This is a genomic window from Stenotrophomonas sp. SAM-B (assembly GCF_013387485.1).
GTDB classification, from domain to species: domain Bacteria; phylum Pseudomonadota; class Gammaproteobacteria; order Xanthomonadales; family Xanthomonadaceae; genus Stenotrophomonas; species Stenotrophomonas maltophilia_AA.
The window spans coordinates 24,176-44,858 of record NZ_JABBXB010000016.1; the positions used below are offsets into that span (position 1 = coordinate 24,176).

At 67.4% G+C, this 20,683-nt stretch carries 18 protein-coding genes; 8 read left to right on the plus strand and 10 right to left on the minus strand.

The genetic code is table 11. The features are described 5' to 3' along the window. Positions 1–46: 46 nt before the first annotated feature. Complete coding sequence (locus HH110_RS18240) at positions 47–406, minus strand: DUF1428 domain-containing protein (RefSeq protein WP_176990937.1); 360 nt, start codon at positions 404–406, stop codon at positions 47–49. 664 nt (positions 407–1,070) lie between these two features. Between HH110_RS18240 and HH110_RS18245 the strand changes: the two genes are divergently transcribed. Together HH110_RS18245 and HH110_RS18250 are read left to right on the plus strand one after the other, a co-directional pair. Beyond that, the gene (locus tag HH110_RS18245) at positions 1,071–1,643 is read left to right on the plus strand and encodes an Ax21 family protein (protein WP_176990938.1); all 573 of its coding nucleotides are present in this window, start codon (positions 1,071–1,073) and stop codon (positions 1,641–1,643) included. Positions 1,644–1,771: 128 nt separating this feature from the next. Continuing rightward, positions 1,772–2,197 carry an NUDIX domain-containing protein gene (locus HH110_RS18250; RefSeq protein ID WP_176990939.1) on the plus strand — a complete coding sequence of 142 codons (426 nt, stop codon included), beginning with the start codon at positions 1,772–1,774 and terminating at the stop codon, positions 2,195–2,197. 10 nt (positions 2,198–2,207) lie between these two features. Here the strand turns inward: HH110_RS18250 and HH110_RS18255 are convergent, their stop codons facing one another. The 6 genes from HH110_RS18255 to HH110_RS18280 are packed head-to-tail and all read right to left on the minus strand — an operon-like array spanning position 2,208 to position 11,064. Continuing rightward, positions 2,208–3,311, minus strand: a complete 1,104-nt coding sequence (locus tag HH110_RS18255) for a sugar kinase (protein ID WP_176990940.1) — start codon at positions 3,309–3,311, stop codon at positions 2,208–2,210. Next, positions 3,308–4,489 (minus strand): GDSL-type esterase/lipase family protein, encoded by a 1,182-nt coding sequence (locus HH110_RS18260; RefSeq protein ID WP_176990941.1) that lies wholly within the window; start codon positions 4,487–4,489, stop codon positions 3,308–3,310. Before HH110_RS18260 ends, HH110_RS18255 begins: the two co-directional genes overlap by 4 nt. A 30-nt stretch (positions 4,490–4,519) precedes the next feature. Further along, positions 4,520–5,275 (minus strand): SDR family NAD(P)-dependent oxidoreductase, encoded by a 756-nt coding sequence (locus tag HH110_RS18265; protein ID WP_019185567.1) that lies wholly within the window; start codon positions 5,273–5,275, stop codon positions 4,520–4,522. 43 nt (positions 5,276–5,318) lie between these two features. Beyond that, the gene (locus HH110_RS18270; protein ID WP_176990942.1) at positions 5,319–6,611 is read right to left on the minus strand and encodes an MFS transporter; all 1,293 of its coding nucleotides are present in this window, start codon (positions 6,609–6,611) and stop codon (positions 5,319–5,321) included. Further along, a complete protein-coding gene (locus HH110_RS18275; RefSeq protein ID WP_176990958.1) occupies positions 6,608–8,821 on the minus strand; it encodes an oligoalginate lyase in 2,214 nt (737 codons plus the stop codon). The genes HH110_RS18270 and HH110_RS18275 overlap by 4 nt, the downstream gene beginning before the upstream one ends. Before the next feature lie 17 nt (positions 8,822–8,838). Beyond that, positions 8,839–11,064: a polysaccharide lyase 6 family protein gene (locus HH110_RS18280; protein WP_342589253.1), complete on the minus strand. Its 2,226-nt coding sequence runs from the start codon at positions 11,062–11,064 to the stop codon at positions 8,839–8,841. Positions 11,065–11,344: 280 nt separating this feature from the next. On the opposite strand from HH110_RS18280, the gene HH110_RS18285 reads away from it, so the two are divergent. Both HH110_RS18285 and HH110_RS18290 read left to right on the plus strand, forming a co-directional pair. Beyond that, on the plus strand, positions 11,345–14,236 hold the full coding sequence (locus tag HH110_RS18285) for a TonB-dependent receptor (RefSeq protein WP_176990943.1): 2,892 nt from the start codon (positions 11,345–11,347) through the stop codon (positions 14,234–14,236). Between the two features lie 89 nt (positions 14,237–14,325). Continuing rightward, on the plus strand, positions 14,326–15,069 hold the full coding sequence (locus HH110_RS18290; RefSeq protein WP_176990944.1) for a FadR/GntR family transcriptional regulator: 744 nt from the start codon (positions 14,326–14,328) through the stop codon (positions 15,067–15,069). 21 nt (positions 15,070–15,090) lie between these two features. Here HH110_RS18290 and HH110_RS18295 read toward each other — a convergent pair whose 3' ends face one another. Continuing rightward, positions 15,091–15,480 carry a DUF6165 family protein gene (locus tag HH110_RS18295; RefSeq protein WP_176990945.1) on the minus strand — a complete coding sequence of 130 codons (390 nt, stop codon included), beginning with the start codon at positions 15,478–15,480 and terminating at the stop codon, positions 15,091–15,093. A 235-nt stretch (positions 15,481–15,715) separates the two neighbouring features. Between HH110_RS18295 and HH110_RS18300 the strand changes: the two genes are divergently transcribed. Next, positions 15,716–16,354, plus strand: a complete 639-nt coding sequence (locus HH110_RS18300; protein WP_176990960.1) for a TorF family putative porin — start codon at positions 15,716–15,718, stop codon at positions 16,352–16,354. A gap of 12 nt (positions 16,355–16,366) precedes the next feature. Here the strand turns inward: HH110_RS18300 and HH110_RS18305 are convergent, their stop codons facing one another. Beyond that, positions 16,367–17,548, minus strand: a complete 1,182-nt coding sequence (locus HH110_RS18305; protein ID WP_176990946.1) for an MFS transporter — start codon at positions 17,546–17,548, stop codon at positions 16,367–16,369. Between the two features lie 99 nt (positions 17,549–17,647). Here HH110_RS18305 and HH110_RS18310 point away from each other — a divergent pair, with 99 nt between their 5' ends. Then, entirely contained in the window at positions 17,648–18,583 is a 936-nt protein-coding gene (locus tag HH110_RS18310; RefSeq protein ID WP_176990947.1) for a LysR family transcriptional regulator, read from the plus strand. On the opposite strand, the gene HH110_RS18315 is transcribed toward HH110_RS18310, so the two are convergent. Next, a complete protein-coding gene (locus tag HH110_RS18315; RefSeq protein WP_176990948.1) occupies positions 18,549–19,019 on the minus strand; it encodes a DUF1456 family protein in 471 nt (156 codons plus the stop codon). The two genes, HH110_RS18310 and HH110_RS18315, sit on opposite strands and share 35 nt — an antisense overlap. 190 nt (positions 19,020–19,209) lie before the next feature. Between HH110_RS18315 and HH110_RS18320 the strand changes: the two genes are divergently transcribed. Both HH110_RS18320 and HH110_RS18325 read left to right on the plus strand, forming a co-directional pair. Beyond that, positions 19,210–19,662, plus strand: coding sequence for a hypothetical protein (locus HH110_RS18320; RefSeq protein ID WP_176990949.1), 453 nt, complete (start codon positions 19,210–19,212; stop codon positions 19,660–19,662). A 97-nt stretch (positions 19,663–19,759) separates the two neighbouring features. Beyond that, positions 19,760–20,509, plus strand: coding sequence for an SDR family NAD(P)-dependent oxidoreductase (locus HH110_RS18325; protein WP_176990950.1), 750 nt, complete (start codon positions 19,760–19,762; stop codon positions 20,507–20,509). Positions 20,510–20,683: the final 174 nt, after the last annotated feature.

Consider the following 20,683-nt stretch of genomic DNA (forward strand, 5'->3'; position numbering starts at 1 on the left):
TTGCGCCAACAGGTCCGCCTGGCCCGGGCCGAACCCGGCGCCCGGATCACTGCTTCAATTCCACCACCGGCACGAAGCCGCCGTAGATCATCCGCTTGCCGTCGAACGGCATCGGATTGTTCTCCGGGTTCATCTGCGGGTCTTCCATCATCTTCTGCATGCCGGCATCGCGCGTGGCCTTGTCCGGCCATTCGATCCAGGAAAACAGCACCGCCTCGTCCTCCTTCGCTTCGACCGCGCGATGGAAGTCGGTCTGCTTGCCGTGCGGAACATCATCCCCCCAACACTCCACCACGCGCAGCGCACCGTGTTTGATGCAGATCGCATCGCCCATGCGGGCGTGCTCGAGGAACTTGTCTTTGTTCGCGGTCGGGACGGCCAGTACGAAACCATCGATATAAGCCATGACAACGCTCCGGATGGCGCGCCAGGATGGGCGCCTTCAAGGCATACGACGAACCAGGGGGCGGACGATCGACACTGCGCTCGAGGCCCTTTGCGGCGGGTGAACACCCTGGGCGGACCCGGGTGATCCCATTCAGCGGGGCCGGCCCGCCCACCCGGCCGAGGGTCCGGGGGGTCAGAAAAATCCGAATCAGAGTGAGGAACTTCCTGATGGTTCAGCTGACGCATCCAGCCCATGATGGCGGTGCCGGGCAGGACGCCCCATGGCGCCCTGCGGTCCAACGCCCCACGGCACGGACCTCGGTGCATTCAGGAGGATGGACGCGTTAGCCGATTACTCCCCAAGAGCGGCTTCCCCAGCGCGTGACGCCCCGCAAGGGCACCGTCGTGACCAGAGTCCTTTCCCGCACGGCTCCCGTGCGTGGCCTTTCCCCCGCATCTGCTGCCCGCGTGACGATCGCGCGCTACGGGCATTCACGCCTTCATCGCCTGGAAAAAGCCACGCGCGTATGCCAGAGCGCGTCTGAACGCCGCCCCAAAATTCACTTTTGTGCAGGCGGTCAACTTCAGGGCGGGTTGTGTCGAATAACGGAGAATTTACATTCCCGATGCAGTCCGGCCTCCATGCCGGGTGCAAGTAGTCCAAGACATAAAGGTGTACCCCCATGAAGACTTCGTTGATTGCTCTGGCCCTGGCTGCCGCCCTCCCGTTCACCGCTTCGGCGGCTGAAGGCCTGTCCTACAACTACGCTGAAGCTGACTACGTCAAGACCGACGCAGACGGCGGCAAGGCCGATGGTTGGGGCGTGAAGGGTTCCTACGCCTTCCACCCGAACTTCCACGCCTTCGGTGAGTACAACCAGCAGAAGACCGACATCGGTGACTTCAAGATCGACCAGTGGCGCGTCGGCGTGGGCTACAACCAGGAAATCGGCAACAGCACCGACTTCGTGGGTCGCGTTGCCTACAACAAGTTCGACCCGAAGGAAGGCCTGGACTTCAACGGCTACAGCGCTGAAGCCGGTATCCGTACCGCGTTCGGCCAGCACGCCGAAGTCTATGCCATGGCCGGCTACGAGGATTACAGCAAGAAGCACGGCGTCAATCCGGATGGCCAGTTCTACGGCCGCCTGGGTGGCCAGGTGAAGTTGAACCAGAACTGGGGCATCAACGGCGACATCAAGATGGATCGCCACGGTGACAAGGAATGGTCGGTCGGCCCGCGCTTCAGCTGGTAATCCCAGCGTGACTGCATCGCCACGCGTCTGATCGGCGTGGCAGGAAAGGCCCGGCATTGCCGGGCCTTTTTCGTGGGCGCGGTTTCCGCAGGGAGAGGGATAATGAGGCACTGTCATGGAGATGCCTGATGTCCGAGTCCCCTGCGCTGCAGCAACCCCGCCTCGGTTGCGGTGCCGTCATCCAGCGCGCCGATGGCGCGATCCTGCTGGTCCAGCGCGGGCGTCAGCCCGAACAGGGCCACTGGGGCCTGCCCGGCGGCAAGGTCGATTGGATGGAGAAGGTCGAAGATGCCGTGGTGCGCGAAGTCCTGGAAGAAACCGGACTCGAGGTGACCGTCGAACGGCTGCTTTGCGTCGTGGATCACTTCGAACCGGCGCTGGGGCAGCACTGGGTGGCGCCGGTGTATCTGGCACGCGTACCGGCAACGGCGCAGGCCACGCTGCGCGAACCTGAAGCAATCCTCGCGCTGGACTGGTTCCAGCCGGACGCACTGCCCGCGCTGCTGACCGTCTCTGCCACCCAGGGCCTGGCGCAGCTTTCAACGCTGCGCTGATACGCATCCCTCAGCGGCGTGCTGCGGCCCCGTCGCCCCGCGCCACGGCCTCCACTTCCGCCAGGCTGGTGATGGCGTAGTCGCCCGGGGTGGACATCGCCAGCGCGCCATGCGCGGCGCCAAGGTCCACCGCCGCCTGCTCGCCCTTGCCGCTGAGCAGGGCATGCACCACGCCGGCGACGAAGGCATCGCCACCGCCGACCCGGTCGAGCAGGTCCACTTCGCGCGCGTCGGAGACATACAGCTGCGCCCGCGTGCGCAGCGCACCCGCCCACCCATGCCGGGCCGCCGTGGCGGCGTCGCGCAGGGTGAAGGCCACGGCCTGCAGCGTGGGGAACCGGGCCAGTGCACGTACCGCGGCGGCCTCGGCCGGGCCGACATCCATCGGCGTGTGGCGACGCCCGAGATCGCTCAGGTCCATGCCCAGGCACGCGGCGAACGAATACTCATCACCGATCAGGAGGTCGCACTCGGCAGCGATCGCACAGTTGGCGTGGCGCGCAGCGTCCGGATCGGGATGGCTGTTCCAGAGGCTGGCGCGGTAGTTGAGGTCGTAGGAGACCGCCACGCCGTGGCGCCGCGCGGCACGCACCGCCGTGATCGCCGTCTCCGCGCTGTGCTCGGACAGGGCGGCGAAGATCCCACCGGTGTGCAGCCAACGCACGCCGTGCTGGCCGAACAGCGCATCCCAGTCGAACGCCTCCGGCTGCAGCTGCGAGGCGGCCGAGTACGCGCGATCGGAGATCCCCAGCGGCGCACGTGCGCCGAAGCCACGTTCGGTGAAGTTCAGCCCCATGCGCGTGTTGCGACCGATGCCGTCGTAGTCACACCAGACGATCTGGCCGGCATCCACGCCACCGGCCTGGATCAGCTGCCGGGCGAGCAGGCCGAGCTCATTGCGCGGCAGGGCGGTAAGCACGCCGGTGCGATGCTCGAAGGTGCTGCACAGGCCGCGCGCGACGTTGTATTCGCCGCCGCCTTCCCACACGGTGAACTGGCGCGCGCTGCGGATCCGGCCTTCGCCGGGATCGAAGCGCAGCATCACCTCGCCCAGCGCCAGTGCGTCCCAGCGCTGGCCCCTGTCAGGCGCAACCCGGAAGGCCTGGGCACTCATCGCGCCGGGCACCCGAGCAGGGCCAGATCGATGCCGTCGGCCATCCGCCGGTAGCCTTCATCGTTGGGATGCAGGTGGTCGCGGGTGATGTCCTCGGGCAGGTTCTCCGGGTTGGCCGGATCACGCAGGATCCGGTCGAAGTCGATCAGCCCATCGAAGCCGCTGCGGCCGCTGCGCATCCAGGTGTTGAGCGTGGTGCGGGTGGCGGCGGCGATCGGCTCGTAGCGGTCCGAATCACCGAAGGGGGTGATCGTGGCAGCGATCGGGCGGATGCCGTTACTGTGCAGGCGCTCCGCGATCTGCCGGTAGCCCAGCACCATGTCCTCGGCGTTGCGGCCGGCCACGGGCGGGGTTCCACCGTCGTGGCGGATGTCGTTGATGCCTTCGAACAGGATGACGCGGTCCACGTTCGGCAGCGCGATCACATCGCGGTCCAGCCGCGCCAGCGCGCTGTGGCTGCGGCCATGGTCCATCACCTTGTTGCCACTGATGCCGGCGTTGACCACCACCACCTGGTCCGGACAGGCCTGCTGCAGGCGGGCGGACAGCAGTGCGGGCCAGTCACCGTTGCTGCCGCGGGTGGCCGTGGCGCCTTCGGTGATCGAGTCGCCGAGGGCGACCACCACGACAGGCTTGCGGGTACGTTCGGCCAGCACGGCGGAAACCACGTTCTGCCGGTAGGCGAGTTTGACCGCATCGCCCACGGTGGCAGCGCGGCCGTCGGCGATGCGCAGCGCGGTGCGGCGCACGGCAGGGCGGGTGGCATCCGGGAAGTACACGGTGAGCGAGACGTCGGCCAGCGCCGGTGCGGTGATCGCGACCGGGTCGCTGAGCAGGGCGGCGCCGACCGGCACCACGACATCGCCACGTCCATTGAAAGTGACCGGCTTGGCCGCGGTGGCGGTGCCGGTGAGATGGGCCGAGGCACTGCCGATATGCAGCGGTGCCTGGCCGAGTTCATTGCTGATGCGGAAGCGCAGGGCGCGGGCCGAACTGGCCAGGCGCATGTCCTGGCGTACGGTCTGGTTCGCGAACTGCACCGGGGCCTCGGGGGTGCCATCGAGACGGTCCGGGGCCGGCGAAGCGGTCCAGGCCGGCACCCAGACCTGGGCCTGGGCGGGCAGCGCCGCGGCGCTGGTGGCAAGTGCAAGAGAGAATGCAGTGATCCAGCGCAGCATGGCGGCCCTCCCAGGCGGTCAGCGGGTCAATCAGGAGAAGTAGGTGCCGCCGTTGACGTCGACGTTGGCACCGGTGATGAAACCGGCCGCATCCGACGCGAGGTACACGGCGGTATCGGCGGCTTCCTGCGGACGGCCCTGGCGGCGCAGCGGCGTATTGCCTGCCACCGCGGTGCGCACTTCCGGCTTGGTGAACTCGTCATGGAAGCGGGTGGCGATCATGCCGCAGCACAGCGCGTTGACGCGGATGCCGCGCGGACCCAGCTCCTTCGCCATGGCACGGGTGAAGGTCATCACCGCGGCCTTGGCGGTGGCGTAGATCGCCGCGCCCGGGCCACCGCCATCGCGGCCGGCCTGCGAAGCGAAGTTCACGATCGCGCCGCCTTCGGGCATGTGCGGTACCACCGCATGCGTGGTCAGGTAGACCGAACTCATGTTGAGGTCCATCACCTTGTGGAAGAACGCCTCGTCGATCTCGGCCAGCGGACGGCGCTGGACCATGCCACCGGCCACGTTCACCAGTACATCGATCTGCGGGCCGAACGCGGCCTGGGTCGCGGCGACCATCGCCGCCACCGCCTTGGCATCGGTGACATCGGCGCGATGCACGATCGCGGTGCCGCCGGCGGCTTCGACCTGCTTGAGGGTCTCCTGCGCGCTGGCTTCGTCGTTGGCGTAGTTGATGCAGACCTTGGCACCGGCCGCGGCCAGCTTGAGCGAGATCTCGCGGCCGATGTCACGGCCGCCACCGGTGACGATCGCCACCTTGTCCTTGAATTGGGTCATGAAACACTCCTGTGATGCGTTGGGGGAAAGGGAAGAAGGGAAGTCAGCGGCGCTCGACCGGGCCGTGGATTTTTTCCACGCGACCGGTGACCAGCCACAGCGCCAGCAGGGAGGCCGGCACCAGGGCCGCCACCAGGATGAAAATCGGTGCGTAGGATTCGTGGGTCATCGCCGGCACCAGCCAGGTGGTGATCAGCGTGCCGGCCACCGCGGCCATGCCGCCCAGGCCGGCGACCGAACCAACCGACTTGCCACTGAAGATGTCGCCGGGCAGGGTCTGGATGTTGCCGATGGCGATCTGGAAGCCGAGCAGCACGAAGGCGATGGTGACGACCGCCCAGACCGGATCGGTGGCCAGCACCGCGCCGATCAGCGCCGGGGCCATGATCGCGCCGCCCAGGGTGATCACCACCTTGCGCGCCTTGTCCACGCTCCAGCCGGCGCCGATCAGGCGGCCGGACAACCAGCCGCCACCGAGGCTGCCGATCATCGCGCCGACGTAGGGCACCCAGGCGAAGATGCCGATCTGCTTGATGTCGAAACCAAAGGTGTCGGCCAGATAGATCGGCAGCCAGGACACGAACAGCCACCAGATCGGGTCCAGGAAGAACCGCGAGATCAGGATGCCCCAGGTCTGGCGGTGGCCCAGCAGCTGGCGGACGTTCGGTACGTACTCGGCAACCGGCACCGCAGGCTGCTCGGCCGGCGCATCCAGGATCAACGCACGTTCGGCCGCGCTCACCCAGGGGTGCTTGTCCGGTCCGGCGCGGTAGATGATCAGCCACGGCAGCAGCCAGATGAAGCCGATAGCACCGATCAGGATGAAGGTGCCGCGCCAGCCCAGCCACAGGAACAGCACGGCGATCAGCGGCGCGGAGATGATGGCGCCGATCGAGGCGCCGGCGTTGAACACGCCCTGCGCCAGCGCACGCTCACGCGCCGGGAACCACTCGGCATTGGCCTTGACCGCGCCCGGCCATGCACCGGCCTCGCTGATCCCGAGCATGGCGCGCACGAGGCTGAAGGACAGGATGGAGTGGGTGACCGAGTGCAGCGCGATCGAGACCGACCACACCGCGATCGACAGCGCGAAGCCCAGCCGCGTGCCGATGATGTCGAACAGGCGCCCGAACACGAACTGGCCGGCGGCGTAGAACAGCATGAACACCGTGACCAGCAGCGCGTAGTCCTCCTTGGTCGCGCCGACATCCTGCGAAATCTGCGGCCACATCACCGCCAGGGCGTTGCGGTCGATGTAGTTGATCACCGTGGCCACGGCGATCAGCGCCACGATCAGCCAACGGACATAGGTGCGGGCCTGCGTGGTGACTTTCATTTGCCGTCCTTGCCAGTGCTGGTATCGAAGCGCTTCCAGCCGCCGTCCCAGCGCCAGCTGTGTCCGCCGCCGCTGACTTCATGCGCGCCACCCTTGGCCGGGTCATCGGCGATGCCCAGCGCCAGGCGCTTGCCACCGGCCATGTCGAGCACCAGCACGTCCGCATCCTTGCCGCGGTAGTGGGTGAGACGGTCGATGCGGCTGTTGGCGCCGCGCACGGTTTCGGCGGTGCCGTCGTACTGGCCGTGCGGTTCGAGCACGCCGTAGAACGTGGTGTCAGCCTGGCCATCCACGCGCTGCAGCAGCATCGGCTCGCGGCGCAGGTTGAACGAGGGATCGTTCGCACCGCTCTCGCCGATCAACGCGCGCGAGGGTGCAGTGCTGGCGAAACGGTACGTGTAGAAACGACCGTCGAGCAGCCAGGTGAGGCTGCGCGCCTCGCTGGTCGGCTCGCTGGCCGCATCGATCCACACATGCTGGTAGCCGTTGGCCTTGCCCAGCACCGGACGCGCGGCAACCGCGGATTGGCTCTTGAAGCCCACGTCCATGATGTGCCCATTGAAGTGCAGCGGCAGGTCATAGCGCGCGGCCTTGGTGCCGGTGACGCGCAGCAGATCCAGCACCACCGGTTCGCCCAGCGCAGGATGCGAGAGCAGCGCCTGGGTGCGGGTGAAGCTGACGCCGTCATAGGCCCCTTCCATCCGCGCCGAAGCGATCTGGGTGTCGTCGCTGACCGCGAACAGCAGCGGGGTCGGTGCCAGTGGCTGGCCCTTCTTCCAGTCGCCACCGAAGTGGCTCTGCTCGTTCACCACCAGCGTGTTGTGCGCGATGGTCTGACGTGCCCAGCTGGCGTTCTCCGGCAGGTAGATGCCACCGGCCTTCGCCTCGATGTTGAGGAAGCGCGCGGCGCCGTAATCGGTGACCACGCGCTGGCCGTTGTCGTAGAACAGCCAGTTGAGCTTGTCGAAGTGGCCGTGGCCCATGCCCTGCTTGGTGTTCTTCATCACCAGCGCCTGGCCGTCCTCGCCGCCCATGCGCAGGATCGCCAGCGCGCCTTCGGTGCCGTCCGGGCCGTCACGCAGCAGGGTGGGGACGAAGGCGAATGGCTTGGTCTTGTTCCCGGCCAGCGCCTGTGCCACCTGCAGGCCCTCCGGCGAGAGCAGCACGCGCTTCTGTGTCTGGGCCACTGAAAGCAGGCGGGCATCGCCGGTCTGCGCGTACGCGATATCGATGCCGGCCACCAGTTCCTCGGTGTCCAGGCCCTTGTCGAGGATGGCGTCGTTGATCGGGAAGAAGTAGCCGCCGTAGCTGCTCTGCACCAGCGCATCCACGGCCTTGAGCAGCACGCCGTCGCGGCGCTTGAAGATGCCGCGCTGCGGTTCGTTGCGCTCGATGGCATTGGCGAACAGGATGAACGGGGCCAGCGCATATCGCTGGTAGTACGGGCCTTCTTCGTAATACCCGTCCGGCGAGAACAGCTGATCGACCTGTTTCAGGAAGCCGGCGCTGCCATCGCGTTTGCTGCCTTGGAGGGCTCTGTCGACGTAGCCGGTATCGCGCAGGACGTACCCGGTCATGCCCACGGCAGCGACGGCCCAGGTGGCATGGTTGTGGATCTTGTCGAAGTTCTCCGGCGTGCCGGACAGGAAATCGGCCATCGCGCGGAACACCTGCGTATCGATGGTGTCGCGGTCGGCGGCACTGAGCGTGTCGCGGATCGCGTCGTAACCCTGTGCGGCGCTGACCAGCCAGACCGAATCGTTGAGGGTCTGCCAGAACAGCCGGCCGGGGATCTGGCCGCGGCCCTGCGGGTGCGCGCCCAGGCCCGGGTAGAGCTTGGCGTAGCCCAGCAGCAGGTCGCGGGCGAAGGTGGCATACGCCTTGTCGCCGGTCAGACGGTACAGCGCGCCGGCGGCCTGGATGGCCTGGTAATTGCGCTTGTGCTGTTCGTGGGTGTAGCCGCCGCCCTTGTCCTTGGGCACCGGCACGTCGATGCCGGCCGTCATCATCGCGCGCACGCGCTGCTCCGCCCGCTGCTGTTCCTTGGCGAACAGCGGCGAGCGCGTGCCCTCGGCCCGCATCTGCGTCCACTGCGCGGCGGTGACCAGCACTGGCGCGGTGGCGGCGTCGGCGGGCGCCTGCCGGGCGGCGGGGGCGGCCTGCGCCGCGGGCAATGCGGCCCCACCAAGCGTGGCGGCGAGCAGCAGCATCAGGGGCGGGGCGTGATTCATGGCAGGGCCTCAACAGGGGTATCGGACAGCAACGGCGCGGTGGCCGTCAGCGGGTTGTCGCCCATGCGCAGGGTGGGTTCCCCGACGCGATGGCTGAAACGGATGCGGCCGCTGCGGTCGAAGCGGTTGCCGCGGATGCTGGCGAACTGCACGCCATGCAGGCGCAGGCTGGTGTCGTCGGCTACCCCCACCTGCTCGAACTGGTTGCCTCGCACCTGCAGCGCCGGGCCAAAGGTGCTTTCGTCGGTGCCGCCGCGATACAGGTTCAACACCGGTCCGCCAATGCGGCGGAAGCGGGAGTCCAGCAGATCGACCTGCTCGGCGTTGTAGGTGCCGAGGTCATCGGTCTCGGCGGCCGCGGCGATCACGCTGCCGCTGATGTCCTCCACCGTGACGTTCGATAGCGCGATCCGCGCGGCCAGGCTGCCCTTGCCGGTGGCGATCACGTCGAAGGCCTTGTTGGCGGTCAGCCCGTGCACGCGGCTGTCTTCGACAAGCAACGTGTAGTTGAAGGCCTGGCTGCCCGGCGGCACGCGGATCACTGCGTTGCCGGCAGCGTCCGGTGCGAGCGCGCCGTCGATGTCCAGCCGCGCCAGGCGCAGCGAACCGCCCGCGCCGATCTCGAACAGGCTCGGCCGCGAGAACTGCACGCTGGCCTGGCCGCGCGCCGGGCCGAGCACGCTGAGCGGATGGTCCACCGCCAGCACCTGGCTCACGGTATAGCGGCCGCGCTGCAGCTGCAGGCGGTCGCCCGGAGCGCTGGCGGCCACGGCGGCGGTCAAGGTGTCCTCGCCCGGTGCGACCTGGCGCACGGCGCCACTATCCAGTGCGGTGGCCGGCAGGGCCTTGGGGTACCAGTCCACGCCGACCTGGTCGCGCGCAATCGGGGCCAGGTCGCGCGGGGCGCCGGCATCGACCGCGGTGGTGGGGTAGAGAAGGCCGTTGGCTGCGCGCTGCAGGGTCAGGGACTGGCCGCGGACACCGCCGGGGAAGCCGGCTGACACGGCAGGGCTCTGCACGTTGCCGGCGAAGGTGATGCCGGAGAGGTCACCCTGCGTGCGCAGCGGATCGCGCTTCCCATCGCCGATGAACAGGTTGCCGGCGATGCGGCTGTTCACCGGCATCGCATTGCGCTCCTCATCCAGCCCCGCGCCCAGCAGCAGGGTGCCGACCTGGATGAAGCTGTTGCGTTCGATCACCGCATGGTCGATCTGCTCGTAGCGGTTCAATGGCGCGTTGTGCGTACCCGCCATCACGCTCAAGGCGGCGGCGAAGTTGTCGCCGGCGATGCCTTCAAAGTAGTTGTCGCGCACGGTCTGGTTGCGGTTGATCACGCGCACCCCGCCGGTATGCGCCTTGCCATGGCCGAGGAACACATTGCGCTCGACCAGATTGCCATGGCCGTGGCGCAGCACCAGTGAGCCGCGCGAGTCCTGGAAGACGTTGCCGCGGTACGTGTTGCCACCGGACTTGTTGGAGACGATCTCGACCTCGCCATCGCACTGCTCGAACCAGTTGTTCTCCACTACGGTGCGCGAATCGGACTGCGAATCGTGGCTGGTGCCGATGCGCATCGTCTCGCCGCCGTTGGAGCCCAGGTTGGGGCGCGGGCCGAACCAGTTGTGGTCGATGCGGTGCTGGTTGTCCAGGCCGCTGGTGGCGTTGCGCACCACCACCAGGGTGGTGCCGGCATTGGTCTTGCCCACCAGCTGGTTGTGGTCGAAGCGGTTGTGCTGGCCGTACAGCGCCACCCAGTGATCGGACTGCTGGCGGTCGGGCTTGTTGTAGCGGTCGATCACGATCCCGGTAACGCGGCTGTGGTCGGCCCACTCGCTGGCCGACCGCCGGAAGGAGATCACTTCACCGCCGGGTGCCCAGCCATCGCGGAACACAAGGTTGGAGACCTCCAGATGCGCACCGGCCAACCTCAGCTGGGACTGGCCGCTGAGAATCACTTTGCCGGGGGTCTGGGCCGTCAACTTAATTGGTTGACCAAATTTGCCGGTACCCCGGAAAAGCAGGTCGACGTCGCGCCAGACGCCATCCGCCAGGACCACCGTATCGCCGGGGGCGAGGGTGCGTACCGCAGTGGCGTATGCAGCGGCATCGCGCACCAGGTAATCGGCCGCCACGGCAGGGAACGTTGCAAGCGAAAGGCTCACCAGCAGGGCCTTGGCCATGGGGCGCAGCGCCAACGGCGCGTGCGAGTGTTGCAAAGTCACGGGTTACCCTCCCAGATGAACCGTAGCGACCAACGCGAGCCACGATCCTAACAGGTTGCCGGACGTGCACGTCAACCACAATCGCATACCACTTTAGGTGCATGTGGTATGCGATTTGCGCATTTTTCTGCTGCGTCCGCACATTAAATCCGTGCAAAGTGGTCTGGACGGTGGTGCGGGGTAGACTTTAGTACCAATTCATTGACATTGGTCCATCAGTCGTGAATCTTCCGGATCGAATCCGTGTAATCGGACGATCCATCCTGGGAGGGAGATCACGATGTTGCATGACCGCCGTACGGCCTCGCCACGAGGCCTCCGCCACACCGCGCTGCACAGCGCGCTGTTCTATGCCCTGTGTGCCACCGCGGCCCTGCCGCTGGCCCACGCACAGGACGCCGATGCCCCGGCCACGCCGCCGGCTGAAGCCACCACGCTGGACCAGGTCCAGGTGACCGGCATCCGCGGCACCATCCAGACCTCGATCGACAAGAAGCGCGAGGAGACCGTGGTCTCCGACGTGCTGGCGGCCGACGACATCGGCGATCTGCCGGCCCTGTCGATCGGTGAAGCGATCGAAACCATCACCGGGGCGTCCACCCATCGCGAGAAGGGCGGTGCATCGGAAATCTCGATCCGTGGCCTTGGGCCGTTCCTCGGCTCGTCCACCTTCAACGGTCGCGAGGCCACCAATGGCAGCGGCGACCGCTCGGTGAACTTCAACCAGTTCCCGTCCGAGCTGATCAACACCGTGGCGATCTACAAGACCCAGCGCGCCGACTTCGTCGAAGGCGGCGTGGCCGGCACGATCAACATGGAGACGGTCAAGCCGCTCGAATACGGCAAACGCACGTTCCAGCTCGACGGCCGCGGCACTTGGCAGGAGTACGACGATCGGCTCAAGGACAAGGACGGCGTGGGCTGGCGCGGTACCGCCAGCTACATCGACCAGTTCGACATGGGCAACGCCGGCAAGCTCGGTGTCTCCATCGGCGTGCAGGCGCTGGAAGGCAGCAACCCGGAAGAAATGTTCTCCAGCAGCTCCACCTGGGTCGCATGCGATGGCCGTGAAGTGGTCGGCGCGACGCGCAACTGCACCCAGGTCAACGGCAAGGACGTGGCCAACGGCGTGCCGTACTACCTGGTGCCCAGCAGCCGCATCTACCGCCAGTTCATCGAGCACGACAAGCGCGATTCGCAGTTCGCCGCGCTCCAGTGGCGGCCCAGCGATACGGTGGAAGTGAACCTGGATTACCAGCACTCCAAGCGCGACTACACCGAGGACCGCTCGGATCTGTCGCTGTCCTCGATGATGCGCAACCTCAACAACCGCGTGGTCACCGACGATGGCGCGCTGCTGCACCACACCGGCAGCACCACGGTCGATTCCACCGGCAACTTCCTGGAGCGCCAGGAGGAATACACCGGTGGCGGGCTCAACGTGATCTTCCGGCCGAGCCCGGCGTGGACGCTGTCCACCGATCTGTCCTACTCCAACACCCTGCGTGACCAGATCGAACGCAGCACCCGCCTGCGCGCCGGCCGCACCGACGTCAACGGCCGGCCGGTCGGCGGCATCAAGAACACGCGCTACGTCGATTACACCTACGACTACAGCGGCGACGTGCCGAGCATCTATCTGGATCCGGCGTTCGATGTGAACAACCCGGACAACTTCACCGATTCGGCGCTGGTGCGTCGTCGCCAGCAGAACCGCGAGCACACCATCCGCGCGGGACGCTTCGATGCCACGTTCACCCCGGAAAGCGGCTTCTTCACCGCGATCAAGGGCGGCCTGCGCCGGTCCGAAGCCACCTATACCGATTACACCGACACCGTGGATGTCACCACCACCAATGTCGCCGCGATCCGCGCCGCCAACCTGGCCTGCCGCCAGGCCTTCCCGCAGGACGATTTCCTGGACAACGCCAGCGGCAACACCATCGACCAGTGGGCCAGCTTCGACAGCCGCTGTTTGTTCAAGGCCTTCACCGGCGTGGACGACACCGGCCTCAGCGCGGACCTGCGCAACCCGGCCAACAACGATGTCACCGAGAAGACCAGCGCGCTCTACCTGATGGGCGACTACAGCGCCGAATGGTTCGGCCTGCCGGTGACCGGCAACATCGGCGTGCGTGGCGTGCGCACCGAGGTGCGTTCGGTCGGCCTGCGCAGCGGCCTGGATGTGATCAACAATCCCGACGGCACCGTGACCCTGGAGCCCACCGGCGATTTCACCTCGCAGGTGCTCAAGTCCAGCAACACCGAATGGCTGCCCAGCTTCAATGCCGCCTTCGAGCTGCGCCCGGACCTGCTGCTGCGCGTCGGTGCCTATCGGGCGATGTCGCGTCCGGACCTGGCCGCCGAAGGCTTCGGCCGCACCTTCAACCTGGGTGAGGTGGATACCGAGTTCAACAGCGTCGGCGATGCACTGCGCAGCATCACCGCCACCGGCAACCCGCGCGCCAAGCCGTTGATGTCGTGGAACGGCGACCTCTCGCTGGAGTGGTATGCCAACGAAGACACCATGCTGTCCGGTGCGCTCTACTACAAGCAGTTCAACGGCGGCTCGATGCCGGTGATCGTCAACGAATCCTTCGATATCGACGGCCAGAGCGTGACCGTGCCGGTGGAGCAGCTGGCCACCAGCGACCAGAAGAGCGATCTGTTCGGCGTCGAGTTCACCGCCTCGCACAGCTTCTCCTACCTGCCGGGCATCTTCTCCGGGCTGGGCGTTAAGGCCAGCTACAACTACGCCGATTCCAACTTCAAGACCGAAGACCTGCGCCTGGGCGAGTCCACCGACCCGACCACCGGCGTGGTGACCCCGGGCATCGTCGAGCCGGCCAACATCTTCGGCCTGTCCAAGCATGTGGCCTCGGCGCAGGTGTACTGGGGCCTGGGCAAGCTCGACCTGCAGGCGATCTACAAGTACCGCTCCGACTATTACCAGCAGTTTGTCGGCGACCCGTCGCAGAACCGCTATGTGCGGGACAATGGCTCGCTGGACTTCCGCGCCACCTACAAGGTGAACAAGCACCTGTCGCTGTCGCTGTCGGCCAGCAACCTCACCGATGAGCCGCGGGTGTCGGATATGCCCATCCTCGGCAGCTTCCGCGAGTACACCACGTACGGGCGGCGGTATTATCTGGGGGTGCGCTACCGCTTCTGAGGTCAGTGGCGCGGTTTTTTCGACCGCGCCGCTCTCTGAAGGCGCGGTCGCGTATCGGTCCCCAGCCACCTGTCAGCAGGCCTTTGATGATGTCCGAACCCCGTCTGTACCAGTCCATTGCCGCCGAAATCGTCGCGCTGATCGAGAAGGGCGAATTCCCGCCGGGCTCGCGCCTGCCGGGCGAACGCGACCTGGCCGAACGCCTGGGCGTGAGCCGGGTGACGGTGCGGGAGGCGGAAATCGCGCTGGAAGCGCAGGGCCTGATCACCATCAAGACCGGCTCGGGCGTTTACGTGAAGGCCAAGCCGTCGCAGGCGCCGGGCGCACTGCCCGACGTCTCGGCGTTCGACCTGACCGCCGCACGCGCGGTGATCGAGGCCGAGGCCGCGGCGATGGCCGCCAGCCGCATCACCGATGCCGAACTGGAGGACCTGGCCGGCCTGATCGCGGCCATGGTCGATCCCAATTCGGGCGAAGTGGCGGCCAGCGAGGCCGACCGCCAGTTCCACCTTTCGATTGCACGCATCGCCGGCAACCCGGTGGTGGAGCACTGCGTGCAGCTGATCTGGCGGATGCGCAATGAGCTGCCGCGGGTCAAGCAGGTCTACGCCAACGTCTGCCACAACGACGACGACACCCGCGACGAAGAACACACCCGGATTCTCGATGCGCTGCGCCAGCGCGATCCGGCGGCGGCGCGGCTGGCCATGCGCAACCACTTCCAGCGGCTGTTCGAATCGATGCTGGAAGCCACCGAGAATGAAGCGCTGGCCGAAATCCGCCGGCGGACCCAGCAGGACCGCGAACGCTTCCGGGCCGCGACCGGGCACTGAGCCCGGTGTAAAGCGGCGGGATCACTCGCCCTGGTACTGCTTCTCTTCGACCAGCTGCGAGCCGGCGATGCGGTTGATCTCGTTCTTCACTTTGACCCGCTCGCCATTGGTGCCATAGACGCCGCGGGCCAGCTGGATGAAGGCATCGTCGAAGACCTGCGCTGCTTCCTTGTCGCGCAGCTGATCCTGGATCTCCCACATGCGCTCGTTGATCGCCTTGAGCTGCGTCTTCAGCGCCTCCAGCCCGGGCTGAGCGCCCACCTGCTGCTGCCACAGCGGCCACAGACCGTCGAGTTCCTTGCGGACGTTGGCGTTCTTGCCGGCATCGGCAATGCGTTCGGCCTTGATTTCCAGGATGGTGATCTTGTCGATCAGCTCGCCAATCGATACCGGGGTCAGGATCGCGTCCACGCCATTACTCGCAACAGGTCAGAGCGGCCATGATACCGCGCACCCCCGGGCACCACCCTGACGCAGGATTTACAGAAACGTTGCGCCGATCGGGTGGCCACGCCATGGCGGCTTTACGCCGGTCCTGAGGACACTGTCGCTCTCGACGGCGCGGCCGTCATCTGGAGCGGGACACGTGGTGGGTAACTATTCGAAACAGCGCCTGCGCTGCGGCGTGGTGCTGGTGGGGCTGGTCATGAGCGGTGCGGCCGCGGCCGCGGTGGAAGGCAATGCGACGCTGACCTCGGACTACGTCTGGCGCGGCAGCTCGCAGAGCGACGGCGATCCGGCCGTGCAGGCGGGCGTGAAACTCAGTGCGTCCAACGGCTGGTATGCCTCGGCGTGGGGCTCGGGTGTCTCGTTCCGGCCGGACAACGGCGCGCGCAGCGAGTTTGATCTTGTCGCCGGCTGGAGCGGGGCGGTGACGCCGGACTGGAGCGTGGACGTCAATCTGACCCGCTACGTCTATCCGTCCGCCACGGTCGATCTGGACTGGACCGAGCTCAATGGCACCGTCACCTGGCGGCAGCGCGCCTGGCTGCAGGTCGGCATCTCCGACAACGCGCTGGCCGGTGGCCATGGCGGCACCTACGCCCAGCTCGGTGCGCGCCTGCCGCTGGGGGAGCAGTGGCGTATCGAAGGGGCGGTGGGCCGCTACTGGCTGGACAGCGCGCAGGCCGATGACTACCTGCACGGCCAGCTCAGCGCGGTGTGGCGCGTGCACGGTCCGTGGGAGCTGCGGGTGACCGGGCATGACACCGACGGCGCCGCCAAGCAGTTGTTCCCGGGCAACGCGGGATCGCGCGTCGAGGTCGCGGTGCAGACGAGTTTCTGAAGTGCGCGGGCGCTACGCCCGCCGCTTTGTCTGCGACATCGCCCAGATGCCCATCGCCACCACCGCAACGCAGGCACCGGTGACGCACACACCGGTCCAGCCGAAGCGATCAAAGACCTGCGCCGAGACCAAGGAACCCAGCGAGCCACCGATGAAGTAGCCGGTCATGTAGCCGGCATTGAGCCGGTTGCGGGCCTCCGGGCGCAGCGCATACACCACGTTCTGGTTGCTCACGTGCAGCAGCTGCGCGGCCAGATCGAGCACGATCACGCCCAGCACCAGCGCGATCAACGAGTGCGTGGAAAAGCCCAGCGGCAGCCACGATGCGGCCAGCAGCACCAGCGCCACGGTGGTCGCGAGTGCGGCCTTGCCACGGTCGGCCATGCGCCCGGCCACGCCCGCGGCCAGCGTGCCGGCGGCACCGACCAGCCCGAACAGGCCGATCGTCGCATCGCTGTAGCCATAGGGCTCGGCCGCCAGCAGGAACGCCAGCGGCGTCCAGAAGATCGCGAACATCGCAAAGCTCAGCGCGCCCAGTACGGTACGCAGGCGGAACACCGGCTCCTGCGCGAACAGCGTGCCAATCGAGCGCAGCAGCTGCAGATAGCCCAGCCCGGCGGTCTGATGGAAGCGCGGCAGATGCCGATAGAGCATGCCGGTGGTCAGTACCAGCGCGGCCGCGGCGATCCAGTACACCGTGCGCCAATCGCCCAGCGAGGACAGCGCCCCGGCCACGGTGCGTGCCAGCAGAATGCCGAGCAGCAGGCCGCTCATCACCGTGCCGACCACCTGGCCGCGCTCCTCCGGCCGCGCCAGCGTCGCCGCGAACGGCACCAGCACCTGCGCCACCACCGAGAACAGGCCGGTCAGCGCGGTGCCCACCAGCAGCCACACGAACTGATGGCTGAGCGCGCTCAGCACCAGGCCGGAGGCCGACAGCAGTGACATCACCACGATCAGCCGGCGGCGCTCGAACAGATCACCCAGCGGCACCAGCAGGATGAGGCCGGCGGCATAGCTCAGCTGGGCGACGGTCACCACCGTGCCGGCACGTGCGAACGACACCCCGAACTGCCCGGCGATGGTGTGCAGCAGCGGCTGCGCGTAATAGTTGCTGGCCACCGCCACGCCGGTGGCGAAGGCCATCAGCAGGACCTGCCAGCGGCTGAGCGGGGAGGGCGCGTCGTGGGTCATGACGGGCTCCGGATAAGAAGGGGCGCCAGTGTCTGCCTGATCCGCAAATGAGGGAAATGAATAGTTATCATCCGATGCATCTGGAAATAAGATGGCGTGATGAACCTCAAGCAGCTCGAGTTTGCGGTCGCGTTGGCCGAGGAGGGCAACTTCACCCGTGCTGCGCAGCGCTGCCACGTCGTGCAGTCAGCGCTGAGCCACCAGATCGCCCATCTCGAGGACGAACTGCAGGCCACGCTGTTCGAGCGGCTGCCGCGCCAGGTCAGGGTAACGCCCGCCGGTGAAGCACTCTTGACGCACGCACGCCAGGTGCTCGCCTCGCTGCGGCATCTGCGCGATGACGTTGCCGCCGTCGGTGGCCAGGTGCGCGGCATCCTGCACATCGGCCAGATCACTTCGTTGACCGCCGTGGATCTGGTCGCCTGCCTGGCGACGTTCCATCGGCGCTATCCGCAGGTCGCGTTCCGCCTGCGCATGGACAAGAGCGAAGTGCTGATGGCCGATGTGCGCGAGCGGCGGCTGGATGTGGCGCTGGTGGGCTTGTCGCCGGGCACGCCGATCGAGGGCGCCCAGCACCGATTGCTGGCCGAGGAATCGATGGTCGCCGTGCTGCCGCCCGCCCATCCACTGGCGACGCGCAGACGGCTCTCGCTGGCGACGCTGGCCGGGCTGCCGCTGGTGGATTTCCCGCAGGGGAGTGGGGCCCGCCGGCAGACCGACGAGGCCTTCGCCGCCGCCGGACTGCCCCATCGGGTGCCGTTCGAGATCAATCACATGGCGCTGGTCGAGCGCTTCGTGCAGCAGGGCCTGGCGGTTGGCATCGTGCCGCAGGCGATCGCCGCCGGTTTCAGCGGCGTTGCCTGTGTGGCGATCCAGGGTGCACCGACCCGGCGCGTGCATGCGGTCTGGTCGAACCTGCCCACGCCGGCGGCGCGGGCCTTCATGGAGGAACTGCTGCAGCACGTGGCCCCGACACCGGCGCCACGCACCAACACCGCCCTCAGGCGGCGCGCACGCGCAGGGTCAGGCCCTTGAGGAAATTGCGCAGCATCTGGTCACCGCAGGCGCGGTAGTTCTTGTGGTCCGGTTGGCGGAACAGCGCGGACAGCTCCGGCTTGGAGACCGAGAAACCGGCAGCGTCGAACACTTCGTGCATGTCCACGTCCTTCAGCTGGAAGGCGACGCGCAGCTTCTTCAGCACCAGGTTGTTGGTGATGCGCTTTTCCACCGGGCGGACCGGCTGGCTCTCGTCGCGGCCGCGGAAATGCACGATCAGGCCATCCAGGAAATGCGCCAGGGTGCGGTCGTCGCAGGGCACGAAACCTTCTTCGTCTTCCTTGCGCAGCCAGCCGGCCACGTCGGCCTTGTCGACCACGAAGGCCGGATCGGCCAGGGCACAGGTGTCGGCGATCATGCCGTCGCTGAGGTCGAGCATGTAGCGGATGCTGCGCAGTACATCGTTGTTGATCATGGGACGTCCAATACCGCCGGCGCGGCTGCGCGGCTGGCGGCCATTTTACCCCGTGCCGGGCGCGCGGCCGGCTGCGACCGGTGGTCGCTGTCATCTGGCTGCCATGAAAGTGAAGCACAGTGCCGCGATCAGGCATCGACAGGCAGTGGAGCAGGCAATGCGCAGGTGGCAGGTACTCGGGTGTGTGGGCATGTTGCTGGCGGGCCAGGCGGGGGCGCAGACCCCGTATGTGGCGCTGGAAAAGCGGCTGGATCCGCAGGCGCTGGCCGAGGTCGGGCTGACCGCGGGCCAGTTGCAGACGCTGAACCGCCTGCTGCGCCAGGCCGAGGCCGATGCCCCGGCACCGGTGGCCGCCGCGGCGGCGCCGGCCGCAGGCCCGGGTCTGCCAACGCCGGCCCCGATGTTCCCCGGGCTGGACGATGGCCCGATCCATGCCAAGGTGACCGGCCAGGTGGACGGCTGGGCCCCCGGCACGGTGTTCACCCTGGACAACGGCCAGCAGTGGCAGGTGCTCAAGGGCGAGATGACGCTCAAGACCGCCCGCAGCAACCCCGAGATCGCCGTGGTGCCGGGCATCGCCGGTCGCTGGTTCCTGCAGGTGGATGAGGACCTGCCGAAGGCGCGCGTGTTCCGCATCCGCTGACGCGACGCCCCATAGCGTCAGGCAGCGGAGCAGCGCCCGGCCCTGCAGCGGTCGGGCATCGGTGCGAAAATGGTCGGGATCTTCACGGAGTACCTCGATGACCCGTACCGCTCTGATTACCGGCGCCACCTCCGGCTTTGGCGCCGCCGCCGTCCACCGTTTCGCCCAGGCCGGCTGGCGCGTGATCGCCACCGGGCGCCGGGCCGAGCGCCTGCAGCCGCTGGTCGATGCCTACGGTCCCGAGCGCGTGCATGCCGCGGTGTTCGACGTGCGCGACAGCGTGGCGATGGAAGCGGCCCTGGCCGCCCTGCCGGCCGGGTTCGCCGACATCGACCTGCTGGTCAACAACGCCGGCCTGGCCCAGGGGACCGCCCCGGCCCAGAGCGCCTCGCTGGAAGACTGGCGCACCATGATCGACACCAACGTCACCGCCCTGGTGACGCTGACCCATCGCCTGTTGCCGCAGCTGGTCGCGCGCAAGGGCGCGATCATCAACATCAGCTCGGTCGCCGGCGTGTACCCGTATCCGGGCGGCAACGCCTATGGCGGCACCAAGGCCTTCGTCAGCCAGTTCTCGCTCGGCCTGCGCTCGGACCTGCACGGCAGTGGCGTGCGCGTGACCACGATCGAGCCGGGCATGGCGGAAACCGAGTTCACCGTGGTCCGCACCCATGGCGACCAGGCGGCCTCGGACAAGCTCTACACCGGCGCCAACCCGATGACCGCCGAGGACATCGCCGAACAGATCTTCTGGGTCGCCTCGCTGCCGGCCCACCTGAACATCAATCGCCTCGAAGTGATGCCGGTCAGCCAGTCGTTCGCCGGCTTCCAGGTCGCGCGGGACTGAAGCGCATCACCCGCTTGCTGCCAGCGCGGCGGCTGTCTGAAACAAGAACGCCGACCCAAGGGCCGGCGTTCGGGGTGCATCTGGAGCAACAGCCCCCTTGGAGTGCAAGGGGCGCGCCGGCAGGCGCGGGGATGTGGAGGTAGCCGCAGGGGCCCGAGGTTTCGCGTAGCGCAA